Annotated in this window: 17 protein-coding genes and 1 pseudogene; 4 read left to right on the plus strand and 14 right to left on the minus strand. The window is 71.0% G+C overall.

Annotation, left to right across the window (positions count from 1 at the left end; all coding sequences use genetic code 11):
• Positions 1-546, plus strand: a 546-nt coding sequence (locus AOK11_RS06240; protein WP_055592629.1) for a GTP-binding protein, incomplete at its 5' end; no start/stop codon positions are given.
• A 152-nt stretch (positions 547-698) separates the two neighbouring features.
• On the opposite strand, the gene AOK11_RS06245 is transcribed toward AOK11_RS06240, so the two are convergent.
• Positions 699-893 carry an acyl-CoA carboxylase subunit epsilon gene (locus AOK11_RS06245; RefSeq protein ID WP_055592630.1) on the minus strand — a complete coding sequence of 65 codons (195 nt, stop codon included), beginning with the start codon at positions 891-893 and terminating at the stop codon, positions 699-701.
• Between the two features lie 87 nt (positions 894-980).
• A complete protein-coding gene (locus AOK11_RS06250; RefSeq protein WP_055592631.1) occupies positions 981-2564 on the minus strand; it encodes an acyl-CoA carboxylase subunit beta in 1584 nt (527 codons plus the stop codon).
• A 659-nt stretch (positions 2565-3223) separates the two neighbouring features.
• Between AOK11_RS06250 and AOK11_RS06255 the strand changes: the two genes are divergently transcribed.
• Complete coding sequence (locus AOK11_RS06255) at positions 3224-3826, plus strand: YceI family protein (protein WP_055592632.1); 603 nt, start codon at positions 3224-3226, stop codon at positions 3824-3826.
• Between the two features lie 474 nt (positions 3827-4300).
• Here AOK11_RS06255 and AOK11_RS06260 read toward each other — a convergent pair whose 3' ends face one another.
• From AOK11_RS06260 to AOK11_RS06285, 7 genes are all read right to left on the minus strand, one after another.
• The gene (locus AOK11_RS06260; protein WP_055592633.1) at positions 4301-5650 is read right to left on the minus strand and encodes a hypothetical protein; all 1350 of its coding nucleotides are present in this window, start codon (positions 5648-5650) and stop codon (positions 4301-4303) included.
• A 119-nt stretch (positions 5651-5769) separates the two neighbouring features.
• Positions 5770-7374, minus strand: a complete 1605-nt coding sequence (gene cimA / locus AOK11_RS06265; RefSeq protein WP_055592634.1) for a citramalate synthase — start codon at positions 7372-7374, stop codon at positions 5770-5772.
• A 442-nt stretch (positions 7375-7816) separates the two neighbouring features.
• Positions 7817-8905: a branched-chain amino acid aminotransferase gene (locus tag AOK11_RS06270; RefSeq protein WP_055592635.1), complete on the minus strand. Its 1089-nt coding sequence runs from the start codon at positions 8903-8905 to the stop codon at positions 7817-7819.
• Positions 8906-9155: 250 nt separating this feature from the next.
• Positions 9156-10199: a 3-isopropylmalate dehydrogenase gene (locus AOK11_RS06275; protein WP_055592636.1), complete on the minus strand. Its 1044-nt coding sequence runs from the start codon at positions 10197-10199 to the stop codon at positions 9156-9158.
• Between the two features lie 100 nt (positions 10200-10299).
• Positions 10300-10431, minus strand: coding sequence for a hypothetical protein (locus AOK11_RS46135; RefSeq protein WP_010048656.1), 132 nt, complete (start codon positions 10429-10431; stop codon positions 10300-10302).
• A gap of 348 nt (positions 10432-10779) precedes the next feature.
• Positions 10780-12420, minus strand: coding sequence for an L-glutamate gamma-semialdehyde dehydrogenase (pruA, locus tag AOK11_RS06280; protein ID WP_055592637.1), 1641 nt, complete (start codon positions 12418-12420; stop codon positions 10780-10782).
• Between the two features lie 85 nt (positions 12421-12505).
• Positions 12506-13432, minus strand: coding sequence for a proline dehydrogenase family protein (locus AOK11_RS06285; RefSeq protein WP_055592638.1), 927 nt, complete (start codon positions 13430-13432; stop codon positions 12506-12508).
• Positions 13433-13571: 139 nt separating this feature from the next.
• On the opposite strand from AOK11_RS06285, the gene AOK11_RS06290 reads away from it, so the two are divergent.
• Both AOK11_RS06290 and AOK11_RS44550 read left to right on the plus strand, forming a co-directional pair.
• On the plus strand, positions 13572-14831 hold the full coding sequence (locus AOK11_RS06290) for a PucR family transcriptional regulator (protein ID WP_107098510.1): 1260 nt from the start codon (positions 13572-13574) through the stop codon (positions 14829-14831).
• A gap of 249 nt (positions 14832-15080) precedes the next feature.
• Positions 15081-15465, plus strand: a pseudogene (locus AOK11_RS44550) (MFS transporter); the annotation flags it as partial.
• Between the two features lie 104 nt (positions 15466-15569).
• On the opposite strand, the gene serA reads toward AOK11_RS44550, so the two are convergent.
• The 5 genes from serA to AOK11_RS06315 form a co-directional block, all read right to left on the minus strand.
• On the minus strand, positions 15570-17159 hold the full coding sequence (gene serA / locus AOK11_RS06295; protein ID WP_055592640.1) for a phosphoglycerate dehydrogenase: 1590 nt from the start codon (positions 17157-17159) through the stop codon (positions 15570-15572).
• A 359-nt stretch (positions 17160-17518) separates the two neighbouring features.
• Complete coding sequence (gene ilvC, locus AOK11_RS06300) at positions 17519-18517, minus strand: ketol-acid reductoisomerase (protein WP_055592641.1); 999 nt, start codon at positions 18515-18517, stop codon at positions 17519-17521.
• Positions 18518-18635: 118 nt separating this feature from the next.
• Positions 18636-19160, minus strand: coding sequence for an acetolactate synthase small subunit (ilvN, locus tag AOK11_RS06305; RefSeq protein ID WP_055592642.1), 525 nt, complete (start codon positions 19158-19160; stop codon positions 18636-18638).
• A gap of 28 nt (positions 19161-19188) precedes the next feature.
• Complete coding sequence (locus AOK11_RS06310) at positions 19189-21081, minus strand: acetolactate synthase large subunit (RefSeq protein WP_055592643.1); 1893 nt, start codon at positions 21079-21081, stop codon at positions 19189-19191.
• Positions 21082-21310: 229 nt separating this feature from the next.
• Positions 21311-22907 (minus strand): putative bifunctional diguanylate cyclase/phosphodiesterase (locus AOK11_RS06315; RefSeq protein WP_157869292.1); only part of this gene is annotated, 1597 nt, incomplete at its 5' end.

Below are 22907 nucleotides of genomic sequence, written 5' to 3' on the forward strand. Positions count from 1 at the left end.
TCCACCACCTCCGCGAAGATCGTGGTGGCGGGCGGCTTCGGCGTGGGCAAGACCACGTTCGTCGGTGCTGTCTCGGAGATCAACCCGCTGCGTACCGAGGCCGTCATGACGTCCGCTTCAGCGGGCATCGACGACCTCACCCACACCGGGGACAAGACCACCACCACGGTGGCCATGGACTTCGGCCGTATCACCCTGGACCAGGACCTGATCCTGTACCTCTTCGGTACACCCGGCCAGGACCGCTTCTGGTTCATGTGGGACGACCTGGTACGCGGCGCCATCGGTGCGATCGTGCTCGTCGACACGCGGAGGCTGGCGGACTGCTTCCCGGCCGTCGACTACTTCGAGAACAGCGGACTGCCGTTCGTCGTCGCCCTCAACGGCTTCGACGGACAGCAGCCCTACCAGCCGGAAGAGGTGCGTGAGGCACTGCAGATCGGGCCCGACGCCCCGATCATCACCACCGACGCCCGGCACCGCTCGGACGCCAAGAGCGCGCTGATCACTCTGGTCGAGCACGCCCTCATGGCACGCCTCCGGTAGCCGAGGCGGCCGGACCGTACGGCCGCCGAACGCGGGAACGCCCCCTCCGGTCCGGAGGGGGCGTTCTCATGTCGTGGTGCCGCCCCGGGCGGCGGGCGGACGCGGAAGGGGCCCACCCGGGCGGGTGGGCCCCTTCAGGGCGTGCTGCGGGCTCAGCGCCAGCTGTGCGGGGCGCGGAAGCCGGGCTCGCGCTCGAGGCGGCGCCAGCCGGCCCTGGCGCGGCCGGAGCGGGCCGGGACGTCGTGGGCGGGGCGGGCGGCGGCGCGGGCGAGGAGGATCGCGGTGATGGCGGCGACTTCCTCGGGCTCGGCGTGGCCCTTCTCGACGCGGATGTCAGGTGTGCTCATGGGTGTCAGTCTCCCTGGGAGAGAGGTCCGCGGGATTGCCGCGCGGGGTCCGCCGGGTTACCGGGGCGGATTGCTTCGGTCGGTCGGCTACTGCGGCGGGTTGCCGTGCTTGCGGGAGGGCAGGTCGGCGTGCTTGGTCTGCAGCATCGCCAGGGAGCGGATCAGCACCTCGCGGGTCTCGGCGGGGTCGATGACGTCGTCGACCAGACCGCGTTCGGCCGCGTAGTAGGGGTGCATCAGCTCGGACTTGTACTCCTTGACCATGCGCGCCCGCATGGCGTCCGGGTCCTCGGACTCGGCGATCTGGCGGCGGAAGATGACGTTGGCCGCGCCCTCCGCGCCCATCACGGCGATCTCGTTGGTCGGCCAGGCGTAGGTGAGGTCGGCGCCGATGGACTGGCTGTCCATGACGATGTACGCGCCGCCGTACGCCTTGCGCAGGATCAGCGAGATCCTGGGCACGGTCGCGTTGCAGTAGGCGTAGAGGAGCTTGGCGCCGTGGCGGATGATGCCGCCGTGTTCCTGGTCGACGCCCGGGAGGAATCCGGGGACGTCCAGGAAGGTGAGGATCGGGATGTTGAAGGCGTCGCACATCTGGACGAAGCGGGCGGCCTTCTCGGACGCCTCGATGTCCAGCACGCCGGCCAGCGCCTGGGGCTGGTTGGCGACGATGCCGACGGCCTGGCCGTCCATCCGGGCCAGTGCGCAGATGATGTTCCGCGCCCAGCGCTCGTGGACCTCGAGGTACTCGCCGTCGTCGACGATCTCCTCGATGACCTTGGTCATGTCGTACGGGCGGTTGCCGTCGGCCGGGACCAGGTCGAGCAGGACGTCGCTGCGGCGCTCGGCCGCGTCGGTGTTCTCGGCCCTCGGGGGGTTCTCGCGGTTGTTCTGCGGAAGCAGCGAGAGGAGGTAGCGCACCTCGGCGATGCACGTCTCCTCGTCGTCGTAGGCGAAGTGGCAGACGCCGCTGGTCTCGGCGTGCACGTCCGCGCCGCCCAGGCCGTTCTGGGTGATCTCCTCACCGGTGACGGCCTTGACCACGTCCGGGCCGGTGATGAACATCTGCGAGGTCTCGCGGACCATGAACACGAAGTCCGTCAGGGCGGGGCTGTAGGCCGCGCCGCCCGCGCACGGGCCGAGCATCACGCTGATCTGCGGGATGACACCGGACGCCTTGGTGTTGCGCTGGAAGATGCCGCCGTAGCCGGCGAGCGCCGAGACGCCCTCCTGGATGCGCGCGCCCGCGCCGTCGTTGAGGGACACCAGGGGCGCGCCCGCCGCGATGGCCATGTCCATGATCTTGTGGATCTTGGTGGCGTGGGCCTCGCCCAGCGCGCCGCCGAAGATCCGGAAGTCGTGGGCGTAGACGAAGACCGTGCGGCCGTCCACGGTGCCCCAGCCGGTGATCACACCGTCGGTGTACGGCTTCTTGGCCTCCAGGCCGAAGCCGGTCGCGCGGTGCCGGCGCAACTGCTCGACCTCGCGGAAGGAGCCCGGGTCCAGCAGCAGTTCGATGCGCTCCCGGGCGGTCAGCTTGCCCTTGGCGTGCTGCGCCCGGGTCGCTTTCTCGCTCGGGCCGGCCAGTGCCTGAGCACGGATCTCGTGCAGTTCGGCAACACGTCCGCGCGCGTCGGCCGGCTCACCCGGTGCGTCATCCAAAACGGTCATGCTGCGACCTTACGAAGCTCACCCGGGAATGCGAGCCGTCGACTCCTCACAGTCTCGGGGCCGTTTTCCTGGTGCGACCGAACAGAACCGTGGCGGCGTGCAGGCGTTCCGACTGCTCAGGGGGCGTTCGCATTGTAGGAGTCCGACAAACTCCGGGACTGAGACGCCTCTCACAGTCACGCGCCCGCGCGGACTCCCCCGCGGGCGCCGCGCCTCCGGATCCGATGCCCGGCGTCCTGCGATTTCACCGGCCCGACAGCTTCTCCCCACCCTCGTACCCGGTCGATCCCAGATGTTCTCCGGGGGTTCGCCCGTTCGGGTCGGTCCGCACCGCAGAGGGTAGCGGTACGGCTCGCGGATCCCGCGGGCTCCTCCGGGCCGGTCGGGGCCGGTCGGGGCGCGCCGGAAACGATTCGGCACAGGGCGTGGAAGTGGGCAACCCGGGGGACCCGCCTTCGGTACGGTCGAACGAGCGACTCCTCCCGCCGGCGCTTCCCGTCGGCGGGACTCTCCGCGCCCCGCCCGTTCGACCGGTCCACGCGCACCGCTCCGCCAAAGATGTTGAACTTTAAAGGGAATGCCTCTACAGTGAGTCTCGTTGAAAGTAATTGAACGTTCAACGTGATCATCCGATCCCCCGTCCCCAGGAGGAACACATCATGGGCATCTTCAGCCGCAAGAACAGCGAAACCGCGACCGCCCCGGCCCCCGTGAACCCGGACCTGGCCGCCCTGACCGGCGACTACACGATCGACCCCTCGCACACCACCCTCGGTTTCGTGGCCCGGCACGCGATGGTCACCAACGTCAAGGGCAGCTTCCAGGAGTTCACCGGCACTCTGCACCTGGACGGCTCCGCCCCGTCCAACTCCACCGCCACCCTCGACGTGGAGATGGCGAGCATCGAGACCGGCAGCGCCGACCGTGACGGTCACCTGAAGAGCGCGGACTTCTTCAAGGTCGAGGAGTTCCCGAAGATGACCTTCCGCTCCACCAAGACGGAGGCTCTGGGCGGCGACGACTACCGCATCACCGGTGACCTGACGATCCTGGGCACCACCAAGCCCCTCACCATCGACCTGGAGTTCAACGGCGCTGCCACTGACCCCTTCGGCAACGAGCGCGTGGGCTTCGAGGGCAAGGCCGAGATCCTGCGCTCCGAGTGGGGCCTGACCTGGAACGCGGCGCTGGAGACGGGTGGCGTCCTGGTCTCCGACAAGATCAAGCTGAACTTCGACATCTCGGCGATCAAGAACGCCTGAGCCGACGGCCTCGCCCGTCCGGCACCGCTGAACGCGCGCCCGCCTCTTCCGCACGGAGGAGGGCGGGCGCTCGGCTTTCCGGCGCCGCGGGTCCACTCCCCCGGCATCAGCTTCGCGACGGCCGTCTCCGCCTGCGCGGACCGGCCCTCGGACGTACCGGCCCGGAGGACGCCGGGTACGACGCGATACCGCTCCGCCCTCCCGGCACCTCGAAACGGGCCGTGGCGCGAGGCTCCCGCTCCGGCGCCGCCGCGAGTTCTTCGGGGACACCGGCCCCCTTCTGCGACGCGCAGGCCGCCGCCCACCGCCCGCCCGCCTCGGCGGCGCCCACCTCCACGAGTCCGGCCGGCCGCGTCCGTCCGGCTCGGCGGCGGCCGGGAAGGCGAGCGGGGCAGCGGGATCCGACGACGTCCTGGCGGGAGCGTGGGCCGACCGCGGCCCTCGCCGTCGCGCGACGGGACGGGGGGCAGCACGTCAGAACCCGCCGCCGAAGTCCCCTCCGCCGCCGAAACCGCCACCGCCGAAGCCGCCGCCCCCGAAATCACCGCCGAAGTCTCCGGAGCCGAAGTCGGCGCCGGAGACGTCGCCGCCACCGTACCCGCCGAAGTCGCCGTAGCCGGCGCCGTAGTCGGCCCCGTAGGCGGGACTCGCCATCATGCTGCCCAGCAGGGTGCCGACCAGCAGGCCGGGCAGCACGCCACCGCCGAAGTAGCCGCCTGCCCAGGGACCGTAGGCCGGGCCCGCCTCCCAGTAGGGGCGTCGCCCGGAGTCGGTGTCGACCTCGCGGACGGCCGGGTCCCGGCCGTCGGCGAGGCGGGCTCGGTCCGCCGCGCAGACCGGGACCTCACGCACGGCACCGCCCGGGGGCGTCCAGCGGGCGTCCGCGGCCGAGGGGCCGTGGCGCGGGTCGAAGAAGCAGGGCGGGCGGCGCTCCGGCAGCGCCCGGCCCTCGCGGCGGGCGGCGAGCACGGCCAGCGCGAAGCGGCCGTCCTCCACGGCCTGGGTGACCGCCCGGACGTCCTCCGGCCGGCCCGCCCCGTCCATCAGCTGCTTGGACCGTTCGTAGGAGTCCAGCGCGCGTTCGTAGTCCGCGCGCATGGCGTCGTCGGCGCCGGGCTCGCCGGGGTGGAAGTCGAGCCGGTCGAGCTCCTCGCCGAACGCGGTGATGTCCTCGTCGACCACGACCCGCAGCTTCTCCAGCGCGGCCCGCTGCTCCTCCTCGTGGCGCTTGCGGTTGCGGCGGACCACGGCGTAGGCGCCCGCGCCGCTCACCGCCACCACCGCGCCGACGGTGATCAGACCACCGACCGGCACCTGGCCGCCGCCCTCGTTCCAGGAGGCCGGCGCCGAGCCGCCGATGTTGCGCAGGGCGTCGTCGACGAAGTCGTTCAGCTGGGCCTTGGCGTCGCCCGCGCCCTGCACGGCCGTGACCAGGTTCCCCACACCCTGGCGGCTCAGCACGCTGCTGTCGGCGCGCGCGTCGAACCGGTCGCCGAGACGGATGCCGTACAGGCCGGTGATCCCGGTCTCGGTGCGCAGGTTCCGGAAGAGGTCATCCGTGGGATATCCGGCCGGGAGGACCGCGATGAAGACGGGTTTGTCCGCGCTCTCGATCTTGTCCGCGAGAGCCTTGGCGTCCGACTGGGACAGGATGCCGGTCGCCTCGGGATCGACGTAGACGGGGCTCTCGCGCAGCGCCCGGGCCACGGTCGAGAGGTCGGTGGCCGCGTGCGCGCCCGGCGCCCCGGTCATCAGGACCGCCAGAACGGCGGCCACCGGCACGATCAGCAGGCGTACGAGGGTACGCGTCAGCGCGTCCTTCATAGGTTCGAAGCTACCCGAACCGGGACGGAAACGGGCATCCGGTCCGGCAGGGCTTTCCGTACGGCACGCGCGACTCACGCATCACCACGGGTCGTCCCTGCCGGACCGGACCGGTCGGGTCAGGCCGCCGGTTCGACCCCGGCCCGCAGCAGACCGTACGTGTACGCGTCCTCCAGGGCCTGCCAGGAGGCGGCGATGACGTTGTCCGCGACGCCCACCGTCGACCACTCCCCCGTGCCGTCGGACGTGGAGATCAGGACCCGGGTGGTGGACTGCGTGCCGTGCTTGCCCTCGAGGATGCGGACCTTGTAGTCGACGAGTTCCAGCTTGGCGAGCTGCGGGTAGATCCGCTCCAGGGCGACGCGCAGGGACCGGTCCAGGGCGTTGACCGGACCGTTGCCCTCGGCCGTGGCGACGATCCGCTCGCCCTTGGCCCAGAGCTTGACCGTGGCCTCGTTGGCGTGGGTGCCGTCGGGGCGGTCCTCGACGATCGCGCGCCAGGACTCGACGTCGAAGTACTTCAGGGGCCCGCCCTCGACCTCCGCGCGCAGCAGGAGCTCGAAGCTCGCGTCGGCGGCTTCGTACGTGTAGCCCCGGAGCTCGCGTTCCTTGACCCGCTCCACGACCCGGCCGACCAGTTCGCGGTCGCCGCCGAGGTCGATGCCGAGTTCCTTGCCCTTGAGCTCGATGGAGGCGCGGCCGGCCATGTCGGACACCAGCATCCGCATGGTGTTGCCGACCTGCTCGGGGTCGATGTGCTGGTACAGGTCCGGGTCGACCTTGATCGCGGAGGCGTGCAGGCCGGCCTTGTGGGCGAAGGCGGAGACGCCGACGTAGGGCTGGTGGGTGGAGGGGGTCAGGTTGACCACTTCGGCGATGGCGTGCGAGACCCGCGTCATGTCCCGCAGCCGGCCCTCGGGCAGGACCTGCTTGGCGTACTTGAGCTCGAGGGCGGCCACCACCGGGAACAGGTTGGCGTTGCCGACGCGCTCGCCGTAGCCGTTGGCCGTGCACTGCACGTGGGTCGCGCCCGCGTCGACGGCGGCGAGGGTGTTGGCCACCGCGCACCCGGTGTCGTCCTGGGCGTGGATGCCGAGCCGGGCGCCGGTGTCGGCGAGCACCGTGGAGACGACGGCCTGGATCTGGGCGGGGAGCATGCCTCCGTTGGTGTCGCACAGGACGACGACGTCGGCGCCGGCCTCCCAGGCGGCGCGGACGACGGACTTGGCGTACTCGGGGTTGGCGCGGTAGCCGTCGAAGAAGTGCTCGCAGTCGACGAACACCCGGCGGCCCTCGGCCCTGAGGAAGGCCACGGTGTCGCGGACCATCGCCAGGTTCTCGTCCAGGGTGGTGCGCAGGGCGAGCTCGACATGGCGGTCGTGGGACTTGGCGACCAGCGTGATGACCTGCGCGCCGGAGGCGAGGAGGGCCCTGACCTGAGGGTCCTCCTCGGCGGTCGCGCCCGCGCGGCGGGTGGCGCCGAAGGCGACCAGTTGCGCGTGGCGGAAGTCGATCTCCTGCTGGGCGCGGGCGAAGAACTCGGTGTCCCGCGGGTTCGCGCCGGGCCAGCCGCCTTCGATGAAGCCCACGCCGAAGTCGTCCAGGTGCCGTGCGATGGCCAGCTTGTCGGCGACGGTGAGGTTGATGCCCTCACGCTGGGCGCCGTCGCGCAGGGTGGTGTCGAAGACGTGGAACGAGTCGTCGGGCTCGCTGGGTGCGGTCATGGTCTGAAGGCTCCTGATGTTGGATCTCGGTCTACCGGAATGACCGGTTCCACCGTCCCCCCATGGTCCCTCGCGCCCGGTCCCCGGCTTGAGGTGGGCCAGGAAACAGAAAAACCTCTCGCGGGTGCGAGAGGTCTGCGCGCGGGTCGAGGACGACGGTGTCCGCCCGTACGTTGTCGTACGTGCGGTCACTGCGGACCGGCGCGCCTGCTGCCAATAATCGTGGCGAACGAGAGCACGGGGGAAGTCTGGCACAAAGCGGTCCCGCGATCACCGTCCGTCTCAGGATGCGGGCGTTCGGTGTCCGGCCCGCGAGGACCGGAGTGTCCGGACCACGGCGGCCGGGGTGTGCGGACCGCGGCGGCCGGGCGGGGCACGCGAACGCGCAGCCCCCGCGGGCGTCCGCGGGGGCTGTGCACGTCGTCGTCGGGGCCGGGCGCTCTCAGCCCAGCGGGTGCATCCAGCCGTGCTTGTCCTCGGCCGTGCCGCGCTGGATGTCGAGCAGGGCCCGGCGCAGGCGCCGGGTGACCTCGCCGGGCTCGCCACCGCTCTGCTTCCACTCGCCGCCGGCCCGCTTGACGGTGCCGACGGGCGTGATGACGGCCGCGGTGCCGCAGGCGAACACCTCGGTGAGGGTGCCGTTCTCGGTGTCGCGCTGCCACTGGTCGACCGAGACCCGCTCCTCGACGGCCTCGTAGCCGAGGTCGCGGGCGACGCTCAGCAGGGAGTCACGGGTGACGCCCTCCAGGATGGAGCCGGTGAGGGCCGGGGTGACGATCTTGTCTCCGTAGACGAAGTACAGGTTCATGCCGCCGAGTTCCTCGACCCAGGTGTGCTCCACGGCGTCGAGGTAGCAGACCTGGTCGCAGCCCTTGGCGGCGGCCTCGGCCTGGGCGAGCAGGGAGGCCGCGTAGTTGCCGCCCGTCTTGGCGTCGCCCATGCCGCCGGGCACGGCGCGGACGCGGTCCTCGGAGACCCAGATGGAGACCGGCTTCACACCGCCGGGGAAGTAGGCGCCGGCCGGGGAGGCGATCACCAGGAACAGGTACTCGTTGGCGGGCTTCACGCCCAGGCCGACCTCGGTCGCGATCATGAACGGGCGCAGGTAGAGGGATTCCTCGCCGCCGTGCGCCGGAACCCAGGCCTTGTCCTGCCCGACCAGGGCGTCGCACGCCGCGATGAACGTCTCCACCGGCAGCTCGGGCATCGCGAGGCGGCGGGCGGAACGCTGGAACCGCTCGGCGTTCTTCTCCGGGCGGAAGGTGGCGACGGAACCGTCGGGCCGGCGGTAGGCCTTCAGCCCCTCGAAGATCTCCTGCGCGTAGTGCAGGACGTGGGTCGCCGGGTCGAGGGGGATCGGTGCGTACGGGACGAGCTGACCGTCGTGCCAGCCCCGGCCCTCGGTCCACTTGATCGTCACCATGTGATCGGTGAAGTGGCGGCCGAACCCCGGGTCGGCCAGGATCGCCTCCCGCTCGGCGTCGGAGAGCGGGTGGGCGGAGGGCTTGAGCTCGATCGTGGGCGTGGTCATGAATGGTTGTCCTTCACCGGTTGTAGTGACGGGCCGCGCTCACGCCCGTACGGCCGGTGGCCAGTGATAGGACGTCCGAGCATTCCCTCATGCGGCGGCTCCGCGTTCGATTATCGCCCGGCGGCGACGGAGGAGGGAATACGGGGTGAATGCGGCCCGGTGGTCGATGGTGGCACCCGGCGGGGACATGGGGAAGCCGCCGGGCGGTTGCGACCGGCGGCTTCGAGTGGTGTCGAGTGTGCGCGCCCGGTCAGCCGGCTACGCGTACGGCGAGCGCGTCGCCGATCTCGGAGGTGCTGCGCGCGGGCAGGCCGACGCGCTCCGCGAGGTCGGCGGAGACGGCGTCCTCGATGCGGGCGGCCTCGGCTTCGTGGCCGAGGTGGCGCAGGAGGAGGGCGACGGACAGGACCGTGGCGCTGGGGTCGGCCTTGCCCTGGCCCGCGATGTCCGGTGCCGAGCCGTGCACGGGCTCGAACATGGACGGGAACGTGCCGGACGGGTTGATGTTCCCGCTGGCGGCGACGCCGATGCCGCCGGAGACGGCCGCGGCGAGGTCGGTGATGATGTCGCCGAAGAGGTTGTCGGTGACGATCACGTCGAAGCGCTCGGGCTGGGTGACGAGGTAGATCGTCGCGGCGTCGACGTGGATGTAGTCGGTGGTGACCTCGGGGTACTCCTCGGCCACCTTGTTGAAGACGTTCGTCCACAGGTGGCCGGCGAAGGTCAGCACGTTGTTCTTGTGGACCAGCGTGAGCTTCTTGCGGGGGCGGGCCTGGGCGCGGGCGAAGGCGTCGCGGACGACGCGCTCGACGCCGAACGCCGTGTTCACCGAGACCTCGGTGGCGACCTCGTGCTCGGTGCCCTTGCGGATGGTGCCGCCGTTGCCGGTGTAGGGGCCCTCGGTGCCCTCGCGGACCACGACGAAGTCGATCTCCGGCTGCCCCGCGAGCGGCGTGGCCACGCCCGGCAGGAGCTTCGACGGCCGCAGGTTCACATGGTGGTCGAAGGCGAAGCGGAGCTTCAGCAGGAAGCCCCGCTCCAGGACGCCTGAGGGGACGCTCGGGTCGCCGATGGCGCCGAGCAGGATGGCGTCGTGCTGCTTCAGCGCGTCGAGGTCGGCGTCGGTGAGGGTCTCACCGGTGGCGTGGTAGCGCTGGGCACCGAAGTCGTACTCCTTGGTCTCCAGCTTCACATCCTGCGGGAGAACGGCGGAGAGCACCTTCAGGCCTTCGGCCACGACTTCCTGGCCGATGCCGTCACCGGGGATCACTGCGAGATTGATGCTGCGAGACATGCGGGCACCCTACTCCTCGTCCCATGCTCTGACACGGACCGTCCGGGATGCGGACATCCGCACGGGAGAGGAGGCCGCGGCCGGGTGCGCTCGGCGCGGCTCAGTGGCCGGTCGAGCCGCCGTTGTCGCGGCGGTCGAGGGCGCGCTGGAGGGCGGCGGCGGCGTTCTTGCGGTCGGACTCGCTTGTGCGGGAGACGTGGCGGACGCGGCGGCGGACGGTGGTCTCGGCCATGGGGAATCGACTCCTTCGACAAGCCGGGAGGGCGCGGAAATGCGGAAATGCGGAGGGGAAACGCGTCACCGGAAGGGGCGGGGAGCGGAGGCCGCAGGGGTTGCCTGCACGGGGCCCGGCTCGCTACCGCCGTTCGCTTGATCGAGCGAGACGTTCGGCTCCTACAAAAATAAGGGGACCCGGCGCATCTGTCTGCACAATTACTCGGGCTTCCTACTATCTGAGACGGCGGACCCGGCCCCACCGCCGCGACCTGCGAAAACGCCGGACGGGCCAGGTCGGTACGACCTGGCCCGTCCGGCGGGGCTGCGGCAGCGGTACGGAGGGGTTCCCGGTGCCGGGGGGGTGTCAGCCCATGTGCGGGTACGTGTAGTCGGTCGGCGCGACCAGCGTCTCCTTGATGGCACGGGTCAGGGTCCAGCGCATCAGGTTCTGCGGGGCGCCGGCCTTGTCGTTGGTGCCGGAGGCACGGCCGCCGCCGAAGGGCTGCTGCCCGACGACGGCGCCGGTCGACTTGTCGTTGATGTAGAAGTTGCCCGCCGCGTAGCGCAGCTTCTCCATCGTGTACGCGGCCGCCGCACGGTCGCCGGAGACGACCGAGCCGGTCAGCGCGTAGTCGGACACCGACTCCATCTGGGTCAGCATCGCGTCGTACGCGTCGGCCGCGCTGTCGTCGTACACGTGCACCGCGAGGAACGGACCGAAGTACTCGGTGCGGAAGACCTCGTTCTCCGGGTCGGAGCACTCGACGACGGTCGGGCGGACGAAGTAGCCGACCGAGTCGTCGTAGGAGCCGCCCGCGACGATCGTGCAGGCCGGGTCCTCCCCGGCACGGTCGATGGCGGCCTTGTTCTTGGCGAAGGACCGCTCGTCGATGACGGCGCCCATGAAGTTCGACAGGTCGGTGACGTCGCCCATGGTGAGGTGGTCGACCTCGGCGGCGAACTCCTCCTTGAAGCCGTCGTTCCAGATCGACGCCGGGATGTAGGCGCGCGAGGTGGCGGAGCACTTCTGGCCCTGGTACTCGAAGGCGCCACGGGTCAGGGCGGTCTTCAGCACGGCACGGTCGGCGCTCGGGTGGGCGACCAGGAAGTCCTTGCCGCCGGTCTCGCCGACCAGGCGCGGGTAGGTGCGGTACTTCTCGATGTTGTTGCCGACCGTCTTCCACAGGTGCTGGAAGGTCTTGGTCGAGCCGGTGAAGTGGATGCCCGCGAGATCGCGGTGCTCCAGGGCGACCTTGGAGACCTCGATGCCGTCGCCGGTGACGAGGTTGATGACGCCCTTGGGCAGACCGGCCTCCTCCAGCAGCCGCATCAGCAGCACGGCGGCGTGGGTCTGGGTCGGGGACGGCTTCCAGACGACCACGTTGCCCATCAGGGCCGGGGCGGTGGGCAGGTTGGCCGCGATCGCGCTGAAGTTGAAGGGCGTGATCGCGTAGACGAAGCCCTCCAGCGGGCGGTGGTCCATGCGGTTCCACACGCCGGGCGAGTTGGCCGGGGGCTGCTCGGCCAGGATGTTGCGGGCGTAGTGGACGTTGAACCGCCAGAAGTCGATCAGCTCGCAGGGGCTGTCGATCTCGGCCTGCTGCGCGGTCTTGGACTGGCCGAGCATGGTGGAGGCGGCGATGGTCTCGCGCCAGGGGCCGGACAGCAGTTCGGCGGCGCGCAGGATGATCGCCGCGCGGTCGTCGAAGGACATCGCGCGCCAGGCCGGGGCGGCGGCCAGGGCGGCGTCGATCGCGTCCTGGGCGTCCTGCTGGGTGGCGTTGGCGTAGGTGCCCAGGCGCGCCTTGTGGTTGTGCGGCTGCACGACGTCGAACCGCTCGCCGCCGCCCATCCGCTTCTCGCCGCCGATGGTGCAGGGCAGGTCGACCGGGTTGTCGGCCAGTTCCTTGAGCTTGGCCTCCAGCCGGCCGCGTTCGGGCGAGCCGGGGGCGTAGCCGTGCACCGGCTCGTTGACGGGCGTGGGGACCTGGGTCACAGCGTCCATGGTTTCCGTACTCCTTGAGTTGAGCTGCGGGTGCTTGAGCTGGGGTGCCCGGGCCGCTGGGCGGCCGGGCGGTGGGTGCTCGGGCTCAGCCCTTGCTGACCATCGAGCGCAGGAAGAAGCGCAGGTTCGCCGGCTTCTCCGCCAGACGGCGCATGAAGTAGCCGTACCAGTCGGTGCCGTAGGCCGTGTAGACGCGCATGCGGTGGCCTTCGGCGGCCAGCCGCAGGTGCTCGTCGCCACGGATTCCGTAGAGCATCTGGAACTCGTACTCGTCGAGCTTGCGGCCGGCGGTGCGGGCCAGTTCCTGGGTGATGGAGATCAGACGCGGATCGTGGGACCCGATCATCGGGTACCCCTCGCCCTCCATCAGCGTCCGCAGGATGCGCACGTACGCCTTGTCGATCTCGTGCTTGTGCTGGTGGGCGACCTCGGCGGGCTCCTTGTAGGCGCCCTTCACCAACCGTACGCGACTGCCGTTCGCGGCGAGGCGGCGCGCGTCCTCCTCCGTGCGGAAGAGGTAGGCCTGGATGACGCAGCCGGTCTGCGGGAAGTCCTTCCGCAGGTCGTCGTGGATGGCGAACATCGAGTCGAGGGTGGTGTGGTCCTCGGCGTCGAGGGTGACCGTGGTGCCGATGGCGGCGGCGGCCTCGACGACCGGGCGCACGTTGGCGAGCGCCAGGTCGTGTCCGCCGGGAAGCGCCTGGCCGAACATCGACAGCTTCACCGACATCTCGGCGCGGGTGCCGAGCTCCAGCGGGCCGAGCCGGCCGATCAGTTCCAGGTAGGCGTCGCGCGCGGCGGTGGCCTGCTCGGGGGTGGTGATGTCCTCGCCGACGACGTCCATCGTCAGTTCCAGGCCGTTGCCGGTGAGCTCGTCGATCACGGGCAGGATCTCGTCCACGGTCTCACCGGGGATGAAACGGTCCACGACCTGCTTGGTCACCGGGGCGGCCGAGACGAGGCGACGCATCCGGTCACTGCGTGAGGCGGCGAGAATCACGGGACCCAGCACGGGGCACCTCCACAAGCTGCTGAATGGCCGTGACCCGACGCTTCGGGTAGGGCACGGAGAACCACCGTGAAACTTAGGGATCCATCCGATCGTGGGCCATCGACAGCTGTCACGCATCCGTGCCATCGATCTCAGACAGATGTATGAAGGCGATGCGGTTCTACGGGAGAATGCAGGGGTGACGTCGGACCACAGGGGTGACTACCAGGAGCTGGTGGACGAGATCTCGGAGCTGCTCGGCGCTCCGGCGACCCTGGAGAACCGTGACTTCGAGCTGCTCGCGTTCGGCGCGTACGACAGCGAGGGCGAGCTCGATCCGTCCGTCCTCGACCCGGTGCGCACCCGTTCGATCCTCACCCGCCGCTCGACGGCCGCCGTCCGGGCCTGGTTCGAGGGGTTCGGCATCACCCGCGCGACGGGCCCGGTCCGTATCCCGCGCACCCCGGAGGCGGGTGTGCACCGGGGTCGCGTCTGTCTGCCGGTACGTCATCGGGGCGTCGTCCTCGGCTACGTCTGGCTGCTCGACTACGACCCGGGCCCCTCCGAGGAGCAGTTGGACGCGGCGATGGGCGTGACCGCCCGGATCGGGGCGCTGCTCGCCGACGAGGCGCAGCACGGTGCCGATCTGACCCGCGAGCTGCGGGCGGTGCTCGGCGCGGAGCGCGACGGGCAGCGCGATCTGGCGGTCGCCGAGCTCCGCACCGCCCTCGGCAGCCGCGCCGACGGCCCGTACACGCTGGTGTGCGTGGCCCCGTGGCCCTCCGCCGACCCCGAGGACGCCCCGTCGGTGCGTACGGTGCCGGGCGCCGCGGCCCTGTGCACCCTGCCGTGGGGGGCCGCGGACGTGTCACTGGCCCTGCTGCTGCGGCTGCGCGCCTCGGACGTGCTGACCCCGGCGACGACGGCCGCCGGCCGGCTCCTGGAGCGGGCCCGCGCGAGCGGCACCGGGCACCGGCCCGCCGCCACCGGCCCGGCCACCGCGACTCCCCCGGTCGCCGCCGGGATCGCCACACCCCGCTTCGGGCTCGCCGGACTGGGCGCCGCCTGGAACGAGGCCTCGGCGGCGGCCCGCGCGGCCCTGGCCGAGCCCCGCCTGGGCCCGGTCGCCGTATGGTCCTCGATCGGCCCCTACCGGCTCCTGGCCGCGCTGCCCCGGCAGGCCGCCCCCGACCCCGCCGTCGGCCCGCTGCTCCTCCCGGTGCACCGGGAACTCGCCCGTACCGCCGAGACCTACCTCGACCATGCGGGCCAGGCCGGCCGCACGGCCGCCGAGCTGGGCATCCACCGCCAGACCCTGTACTACCGCCTGTCCCGCATCGAACAGATCACGGGCCTGGACCTGGACGACGGCGAGGACCGGCTGCTGCTGCACATGGCCCTGAAGGCGCACCGGCTGTGAGGGACGCGCCGGCACCGAGGGCGCCCGCCGTGCGGTGAGCGGCTTCGTGCAGGCATGCTCCACCCCGCCGGGGAACCTTCACCGGCACGAACGGGGCCGTCCCCTCGCCACGCACCCGGCGGGCGGCCATGGGGAGGGAAGCGGTTCGGCCGGGCCCGGGGAGCGCACGGGGACACGTACGACATCGTCGTTCTCGGTGCCGGGGCGGGGGCGAAGCTGATCCGGGGCTCGGCGGGAGGGCGGTCCGTCGCCCCGGACGAGAAGGCGGGGGCGGCGTCCTCACCGCTGGAGACCGGCGCGGCTACTGGAGACCGGCGCGGAGTTCGGCGGCGCCCTGGGCATGGCGGTCCTCGGCTCCCTCGGCACCGCCGTCCACCGCAACGGAATCCCGGACGCGGCCCGGGAGACCCTGGGCGGCGCGCCGACCGTCGCCGGTGAACCGCCGGGGCGAGCGGGAGACGCCCCGGCGGCGACAGCACGGGAGGCGTTCACCGGCGGGACGCGGTCGGCGGCGGCCGCGGGGGCGGTGGTGCTCCTCGGGGCGGCGGGGCCGGCGGCGCCGAGCCTGCGGCGCGTCGCGGTACGGGAGGAGGCCACGGCGGTGGAGCGGAAGAAGGCGGCCACGGTCTGCCCACGGCCGACGACCACCGCCGTACGAAAGGCGCCGGGGGAACCGGGAAGTCCCGGTTCCCCCGGCGCCTTCGAACGGCCGTGCCGGATGCGGCTGGATCAGCCGCGTCAGACCAGTTCCACCGAGCGGGCCGACGTGGCGCCGATCTCCGCCGCGACCTCGGCCAGCACCGCGGGGGGCACCGTGTCGTCGACCGTCAGGACGGCGAGGGCCTCGCCGCCGGCCGCGGCACGCGCGACCTGCATGCCGGCGATGTTGATGCCGGCCTCGCCGAAGACCCGGCCCACGGTGCCGACGACACCCGGCCGGTCCTCGTAGCGCAGTACGGCCATGTGGTCCGCGAGCGCGAGGTCCACGTCGTAGTCGCCGACCGCGACGATCTTCTGGACGTTCTTGTGACCGGCCAGCGTGCCGGAGACCGCGATCTCCTCGCCGTCGGCCAGGGTGCCGCGCACCGTGACGACGTTGCGGTGGTCGGCGGACTCGGAGCTGGTGGTCAGCCGGACCTCGACACCCCGCTCCTGCGCGAACAGCGGCGCGTTCACGTAGGACACCGTCTCGTCGACGACGTCCTCGAAGACGCCCTTGAGCGCGGAGAGCTCCAGCACCTTCACGTCGTGCTGGGTGATCTCGCCGTACACCTCGACGTCGAGGCGGACCGCCACCTCGCCGGCCAGCGCGGTGAAGATCCGGCCGAGGCGCTCGGCGAGCGGCAGACCCGGCTTGACGTCCTCGGCGATGACCCCGCCCTGCACGTTCACCGCGTCCGGGACCAGCTCGCCGGCGAGCGCGAGGCGCACCGAGCGGGCGACGGCGATACCGGCCTTCTCCTGGGCCTCGTCGGTGGAGGCGCCGAGGTGCGGGGTGCAGACGACCTGGTCGAACTCGAAGAGCGGGGAGTCCGTGCAGGGCTCCTTCGCGTACACGTCCAGGCCGGCGCCGGCGACGCGGCCCTCCTTGAGCGCCGCGTACAGCGCCTGCTCGTCGACGATGCCGCCGCGCGCGGCGTTGATGACGCGCACGCTCGGCTTGACCTTGCGCAGCGCCTCGTCACCGATCAGGCCGAGCGTCTCGGGGGTCTTGGGCAGGTGGACGGTGATGAAGTCGGAGACCTCGAGCAGCTCGTCCAGCGACAGCACCTTGACGCCCATCTGTGCGGCCCGCGCGGGCTGCACGTAGGGGTCGTAGGCGACGACCTTCATGCCGAAGGCGGACATGCGCTGCGCGACGAGGGCGCCGATCCGTCCCAGGCCCACGACTCCGAGGGTCTTCTCGGCGAGTTCGACGCCCGTGTACTTGCTGCGCTTCCACTCGTGGTTCTTCAGCGCGGCGTTGGCCTGCGGAATGTTGCGCGCGGTGGCGATGATCAGCCCGCACGCGAGTTCCGCGGCGGTCACGATGTTCGAGGTGGGCGCGTTGACCACCATCACGCCGGCCTTGGTGGCGGCGGAGACGTCGACGTTGTCCAGGCCGACGCCGGCCCGCGCGACGACCTTGAGCTTCTTCGCGGTGGCGATGGCCTCGGCGTCGACCTTGGTGGCCGAGCGGATCAGGATCGCGTCCACTTCGGCGAGGGCGGGCAGCAGCTCCGCCCGGTCCGCGCCGTTGCAGTGGCGGATCTCGAAGTCCGGGCCGAGCGCGTCCACGGTCGCGGGCGACAGCTCTTCGGCGATGAGTACGACAGGTTTCGAGCTCACGTGGGTCCTCACATGTCCAATGCGGACGGCCGTCCCGACGGCCGCATGCGGTGGAGGGGAGCGGCGCCGGGGGTGTGCCTGCAATTCCTCGGTGTCGCTTAGCCGCGTGGAAGACGCACGACGCTGTGGGCCTGACGCGTATGGTGCAGCAGTGTAGTGGCGCCGGGGTGTCGTCCTGCGTCACTGCGGAAGGATCATCCGTAAGTGGCCGTACCGGCCTGCCAACGAAAGATCCAGCCCCTGTGGCGATGGTGGAGCGGCGGTGGAGCGGGGTCGGGGGCGGGCCCCGGCGGGGCCCTCCCGAAGGGCTCCGCGACGGTGCCGGCCTCAGCGCACGGCACCGTCCCGGAGCACTCGGCTCACGCCTCTTCGTCGACCCAGCTCATGAGCTTGCGCAGCTCCTTGCCGGTGGTCTCCAGCAGGTGCTCGCTGTCCTGCTTCTTGTACTCGTTGTACTTCTTCAGACCACCGTGGTACTCGTCCATCCACTGCTGGGCGAAGGTGCCGTCCTGGATCTCGGCGAGGATCTTCTTCATCTCGGCCTTGGTGGCGTCGGTGATGATCCGCGGGCCGGTGACGTAGTCGCCCCACTCGGCGGTCTCGGAGATCGACCAGCGCATCTTCTCCAGGCCGCCCTCGTACATGAGGTCGACGATCAGCTTCAGCTCGTGCAGGCACTCGAAGTAGGCGATCTCGGGCTGGTAGCCCGCCTCGGTCAGCGTCTCGAAGCCCGCCTTGACCAGCGCCGCGGTGCCACCGCAGAGGACGGCCTGCTCACCGAACAGGTCGGTCTCGGTCTCCTCGGTGAAGGTCGTCTTGATGACGCCCGCGCGGGTGCCGCCGATGCCCTTGGAGTACGACAGGGCGAGCGCGAAGGCGTTGCCGGAGGCGTCCTGCTCCACGGCGGCGATACAGGGAACGCCGCGGCCCTCCTCGTACTGACGGCGCACCAGGTGGCCCGGGCCCTTCGGGGCGACCATGCAGACGTCGACGCCGGCCGGGGGCTTGATGAAGCCGTAGCGGATGTTCAGACCGTGCCCGAAGAACAGGGCGTCGCCGTCCTTCAGGTTGTCCTTGATGTGCTCCTCGTAGACCTGGGCCTGGATCGGGTCCGGGACCAGGATCATGATGACGTCGGCCTCGGCGGCGGCCTCGGACGGGTTCACCACGCGCAGGCCCTGCTCCTCGGCCTTGGCCTTGGACTTCGAGCCCTCGTGCAGACCGACGCGCACGTCGACGCCGGAGTCGCGCAGCGACAGGGCGTGGGCGTGGCCCTGGCTGCCGTAACCGATGACCGCGACCTTGCGGCCCTGGATGATGGACAGGTCGGCGTCGGCGTCGTAGAACAGCTCGGCCACTTTGGGTTCTCTCCTTGTGTGCAGGTGTTGCTTCCCACCGTATGACGGTGGGGGGAGGGGAGGTTTCGGAGTCTCGGAATACGGGCGGCCGGTGTGTCGTGACCGCCCGTCCCTAGTCTTACGCCGACCGGTCGAGCGCGCGCAGCGATCGGTCGGTGATCGAACGGGAACCACGTCCGATCGCGATCGTGCCGGACTGGACCAGTTCCTTGATGCCGAACGGTTCCAGCATCTTCAGCATGGCGGACAGCTTGTCGCTGCTGCCGGTGGCCTCGATGGTCACGGCCTCCGGGGAGACGTCGACGGTCTTGGCGCGGAACAGCTGGACGATCTCGACGATCTGCGAACGCGTCTCGTTGTCGGCCCGCACCTTCACCAGAACGAGTTCGCGCTGGACGGCTTGCCCGGGTTCGAGCTCGACGATCTTCAGCACGTTGACAAGCTTGTTGAGCTGCTTGGTCACCTGCTCCAGCGGGAACTCCTCGACGCTCACCACGATGGTGATGCGGGAGATGTCGGGGTGCTCGGTGACGCCCACGGCGAGCGAGTCGATGTTGAAACCGCGGCGGGAGAACAGCGCGGCGATCCGGGCCAGGATGCCGGGGGTGTTCTCCACCAGGACGGAGAGCGTGTGCTTGGACATGTCGTGTTTCCTCTTCGCTCTTCCTGGCTCAGTCGTCTTCGTTGTCGCCGAAGTCGGGGCGGACGTCGCGGGCGGCCATGATCTCGTCGTTGGAGGTGCCGGCGGCGACCATCGGCCACACCATGGCGTCCTGGTGGACGATGAAGTCCACGACGACCGGGCGGTCGTTGATCGAGTTCGCCTCCTCGATGACCTTGTCGAGGTCCGCCGGGTCCTCGCAGCGGATCGCGTAGCAGCCCATGGCCTCCGACAGCTTGACGAAGTCGGGGACGCGGGTGCCGGCGCTGCGCTGCGTGCCGGGGCCCACCGCGGAGCCGTTGCCCAGGTCGGTGGGGGCACCGCCCGCCTCGATGGGGCCGGCTCCCAGCACGGTGTTGGAGTAGCGCTGGTTGTAGAACAGGGTCTGCCATTGGCGGACCATCCCGAGGGCGCCGTTGTTGATGATGGCGACCTTGATCGGGATGTTGTTCAGGGCGCAGGTGGTGAGTTCCTGGTTGGTCATCTGGAAGCAGCCGTCGCCGTCGATCGCCCAGACGGTCCGGCCGGGCTGTCCGGCCTTGGCGCCCATGGCCGCCGGGACGGCGTAGCCCATGGTTCCGGCGCCGCCGGAGTTCAGCCAGGTGGCGGGCTTCTCGTACTGGACGAAGTGCGCGGCCCACATCTGGTGCTGGCCGACGCCGGCGGCGAAGATCGTGTCCTCGGGCGCCAGCTGTCCGATGCGCTCGATGACCTGCTGCGGGGAGAGCGATCCGTCCTCGGGCTGGTCGTAGCCCAGGGGGTAGGTGTCGCGCCAGCGGCTCAGGTCCTTCCACCAGGCGGTGTAGTCGCCCCGGTGGCCCTCGGCGTGCTCCTTCTGGACGGCCTGGACGAGGTCGGCGAGGACCTCGCGGGCGTCGCCGACGATCGGCACGTCGGCGGCCCGGTTCTTGCCGATCTCGGCCGGGTCGATGTCGGCGTGGACGATCTTCGCGTAGGGGGCGAAGCTGTCCAGCTTGCCGGTGACGCGGTCGTCGAAGCGGGCTCCGAGGGCGACGATCAGGTCGGCCTTCTGCAGCGCGGTGACGGCGGTGACCGAACCGTGCATGCCCGGCATTCCCACGTGCAGCGGGTGGCTGTCGGGGAACGCTCCGAGTCCCATCAGGGTGGTGGTGACGGGAGCCTCGGTGAGTTCTGCCAGGACCTTCAGCTCCGCGGTGGCGCGGGCCTTGATGACGCCGCCGCCGACGTAGAGGACCGGGCGCCTGGCGGAGGTGATCAGCTTGGCGGCCTCGCGGATCTGCTTGGCGTGCGGCTTGGTGACGGGCCGGTAGCCGGGCAGGTCCATGGTGGGCGGCCAGGAGAAGGTGGTCCTCGCCTGGAGGGCGTCCTTGGCGATGTCCACGAGCACCGGGCCGGGGCGGCCGGTGGCGGCGATGTGGAAGGCCTGCGCGATCACCCGCGGGATGTCCTCGGCCTTGGTGACCAGGAAGTTGTGCTTGGTGATCGGCATCGTGATGCCGACGATGTCCGCTTCCTGGAAGGCGTCCGTGCCGATCGCCTTGGAGGCGACCTGCCCGGTGATCGCGACCAGCGGCACGGAGTCCATGTGCGCGTCGGCGATCGGGGTGACCAGGTTGGTGGCGCCGGGGCCCGAGGTCGCCATGCAGACGCCGACCTTGCCGGTGGCCTGCGCGTACCCGGTGGCCGCGTGGCCCGCGCCCTGCTCGTGCCGCACCAGGACGTGGCGCACCCGGGTGGAGTCCATCAGCGGGTCGTAGGCGGGAAGGATCGCACCGCCGGGAATGCCGAATACCGTGTCGGCGCCGACCTCCTCGAGCGAGCGGATGAGGGACTGCGCGCCCGTGACGCTCTCGGGGGCGGACTGCTGTCCTCCGGATCGGGGCCGCGGCTGCGGGTGGGCCCCGGTGGCCTGCTCGGTCATCGGCTTCTCTTCTCGATGCTGAGGGTTTTTGCGAGATTCGCGTGGTCTGCGTGGACGGTGCGACAGGTGCTGGTGCAACAAAAAACCCCTCGTGCCATGAGGCAAGCGAGGGGAGCGCGTCGGGCGGGGGGCGTTGAGCAGACGATGCTCAGCGTCAGCCGACGCGCTGTCCAAGTACGAGAATTCGGGTGCGCATGGCATTGACCCTCCCCCCGGCGCGCACCGACTGTCAAGTGGGTGGGACGGGAGTCTCATCATGTGAGCGCAGGACCGCACCGCTTCGGAGCATCGAGGCCACCCCCGACGCGTACCCGCCGGCACCGCCGGAACCCCCTGGACCGCCGCCCGCGTACACGGGTTCGGCCGGCCCGTTCGGCACCGGATAGCGGCCGGTGCAGAGCGCCCTGCGCAGCCGGTACTCGTCCAGCGGCCCGGAGAAGGCCATGCCCTGCCCGTGCGTGCACCCCATCGCGCGCAGGGCGACGACCTGCTCGGGCAGGTCCACCCCCTCGGCCACGGACTGCATGCCCAGGTCGCCGGCGATCCGCAGCAGCCCGCCGGTGATCTTGTGCAGCCGCGCGGACTCGACCACGCCCTCGACCAGGCTGCGGTCGAGTTTCAGTACGTCGACGGGGAGCCGTCGAAGGGCGGTGATCGCCGCGTAGCCGCTGCCGAAGCCGTCCAGCGCGATCCGGACGCCGACCCGCTTGAGCGCGGTCAGCCGTCGCTCCAGCTCGTCCAGGCAGACCCGGGGGTCGGTCCCGGCCACCTCGACGACCAGCGAGCCGGAGGGCAGTCCGTGCCGGGTGAGCAGGGCCTCGATCGAGCCGAGCGGCAGCGACCGGTCCAGCAGCCGGCGTGCGCCGATCCGGACCGCGACGGGCACCGACACCCCCGTCGCCTGTCGTTCTGCGGCCTGCTCGACGGCCTCCTCGAGGAGCCAGCGGCCCAGCTCAGCCGTCTTCTCGCTGTCCTCGGCGACCCGCAGGAACTCCGCGGGGGTGAAGAGCACGCCCTGCGAGGAACGCCAGCGCGCCTGGGCGCAGACCGAGGTGATCCTGCCGTCCTGGAGGGACACCACCGGCTGGTGCAGCAGCGCGAACTCGCCGTCGTGCAGCGCGGCGCGCAGCCGGGTGGCCAGCTCCGCCCTGCGGGCGACGTCCTGCTGCATCTGCGGCCGGTACAGCTCCACCCGGCCCTTGCCCGCGGCCTTGGCCCGGTACATGGCGAGGTCCGCGTTGCGCAGCAGCTCACCCGCTCCGAGGGCCGGTTCGGCGAAGGCGACTCCGATGGAGGCGTTGACCCGGACATCGTTGCCGTCGATGAGGTAGGGCTGGGAGAGGGTCACCCTGAGACGGTCGGCGAGCTCCAGGATGTGCCGCTCGCGGGCCTCCCGGTCGCGGGTGCCGTCGCCCACGATCAGGGCGGCGAACTCGTCGCCGCCGAGCCGGGAGGCGGTGTCGCCCTTGCGGACCGCGTCCCGCAGTCTGCGGGCGGCGTGGATCAGCAGTTCGTCGCCGGCCTGGTGGCCGATGGTGTCGTTGACGGCCTTGAAGCCGTCGAGGTCGATGAAGAGCACGGCCGTGCCCCTGAGGGCGGCGCCCCGGTCGGAGGCCCGGCGGCCGGACAGGGCCTGCTGGACGCGCCGGGTGAACAGGGCGCGGTTGGGCAGGTCGGTGAGCGGGTCGTGCTCGGCGTTGTGCTGGAGCTGCGCCTGGAGCCGCACGCGCTCGGTGACGTCCCGGCTGTTGAAGATGAGGCCGCCGTGGTGCCGGTTGACGGTTGATTCCACGTTCAGCCAGCCTCCCCCACTCTCGGCTTCGCTC

It is taken from the genome of Streptomyces hirsutus (assembly GCF_001418415.1).
Classification (GTDB): domain Bacteria; phylum Actinomycetota; class Actinomycetes; order Streptomycetales; family Streptomycetaceae; genus Streptomyces; species Streptomyces hirsutus.

Coding starts and splice junctions, on each gene's coding strand:
- AOK11_RS06245 (WP_055592630.1), bottom strand. CDS start 893: ATGAGCACACCTGACATCCGCGTCGAGAAGGGCCACGCCGAGCCCGAG.
- AOK11_RS06250 (WP_055592631.1), bottom strand. CDS start 2,564: ATGACCGTTTTGGATGACGCACCGGGTGAGCCGGCCGACGCGCGCGGA.
- AOK11_RS06255 (WP_055592632.1), top strand. CDS start 3,224: ATGGGCATCTTCAGCCGCAAGAACAGCGAAACCGCGACCGCCCCGGCC.
- AOK11_RS06260 (WP_055592633.1), bottom strand. CDS start 5,650: ATGAAGGACGCGCTGACGCGTACCCTCGTACGCCTGCTGATCGTGCCG.
- cimA (WP_055592634.1), bottom strand. CDS start 7,374: ATGACCGCACCCAGCGAGCCCGACGACTCGTTCCACGTCTTCGACACC.
- AOK11_RS06270 (WP_055592635.1), bottom strand. CDS start 8,905: ATGACCACGCCCACGATCGAGCTCAAGCCCTCCGCCCACCCGCTCTCC.
- AOK11_RS06275 (WP_055592636.1), bottom strand. CDS start 10,199: ATGTCTCGCAGCATCAATCTCGCAGTGATCCCCGGTGACGGCATCGGC.
- AOK11_RS46135 (WP_010048656.1), bottom strand. CDS start 10,431: ATGGCCGAGACCACCGTCCGCCGCCGCGTCCGCCACGTCTCCCGCACA.
- pruA (WP_055592637.1), bottom strand. CDS start 12,420: ATGGACGCTGTGACCCAGGTCCCCACGCCCGTCAACGAGCCGGTGCAC.
- AOK11_RS06290 (WP_107098510.1), top strand. CDS start 13,572: ATGTATGAAGGCGATGCGGTTCTACGGGAGAATGCAGGGGTGACGTCG.
- ilvN (WP_055592642.1), bottom strand. CDS start 19,160: ATGTCCAAGCACACGCTCTCCGTCCTGGTGGAGAACACCCCCGGCATC.
- AOK11_RS06310 (WP_055592643.1), bottom strand. CDS start 21,081: ATGACCGAGCAGGCCACCGGGGCCCACCCGCAGCCGCGGCCCCGATCC.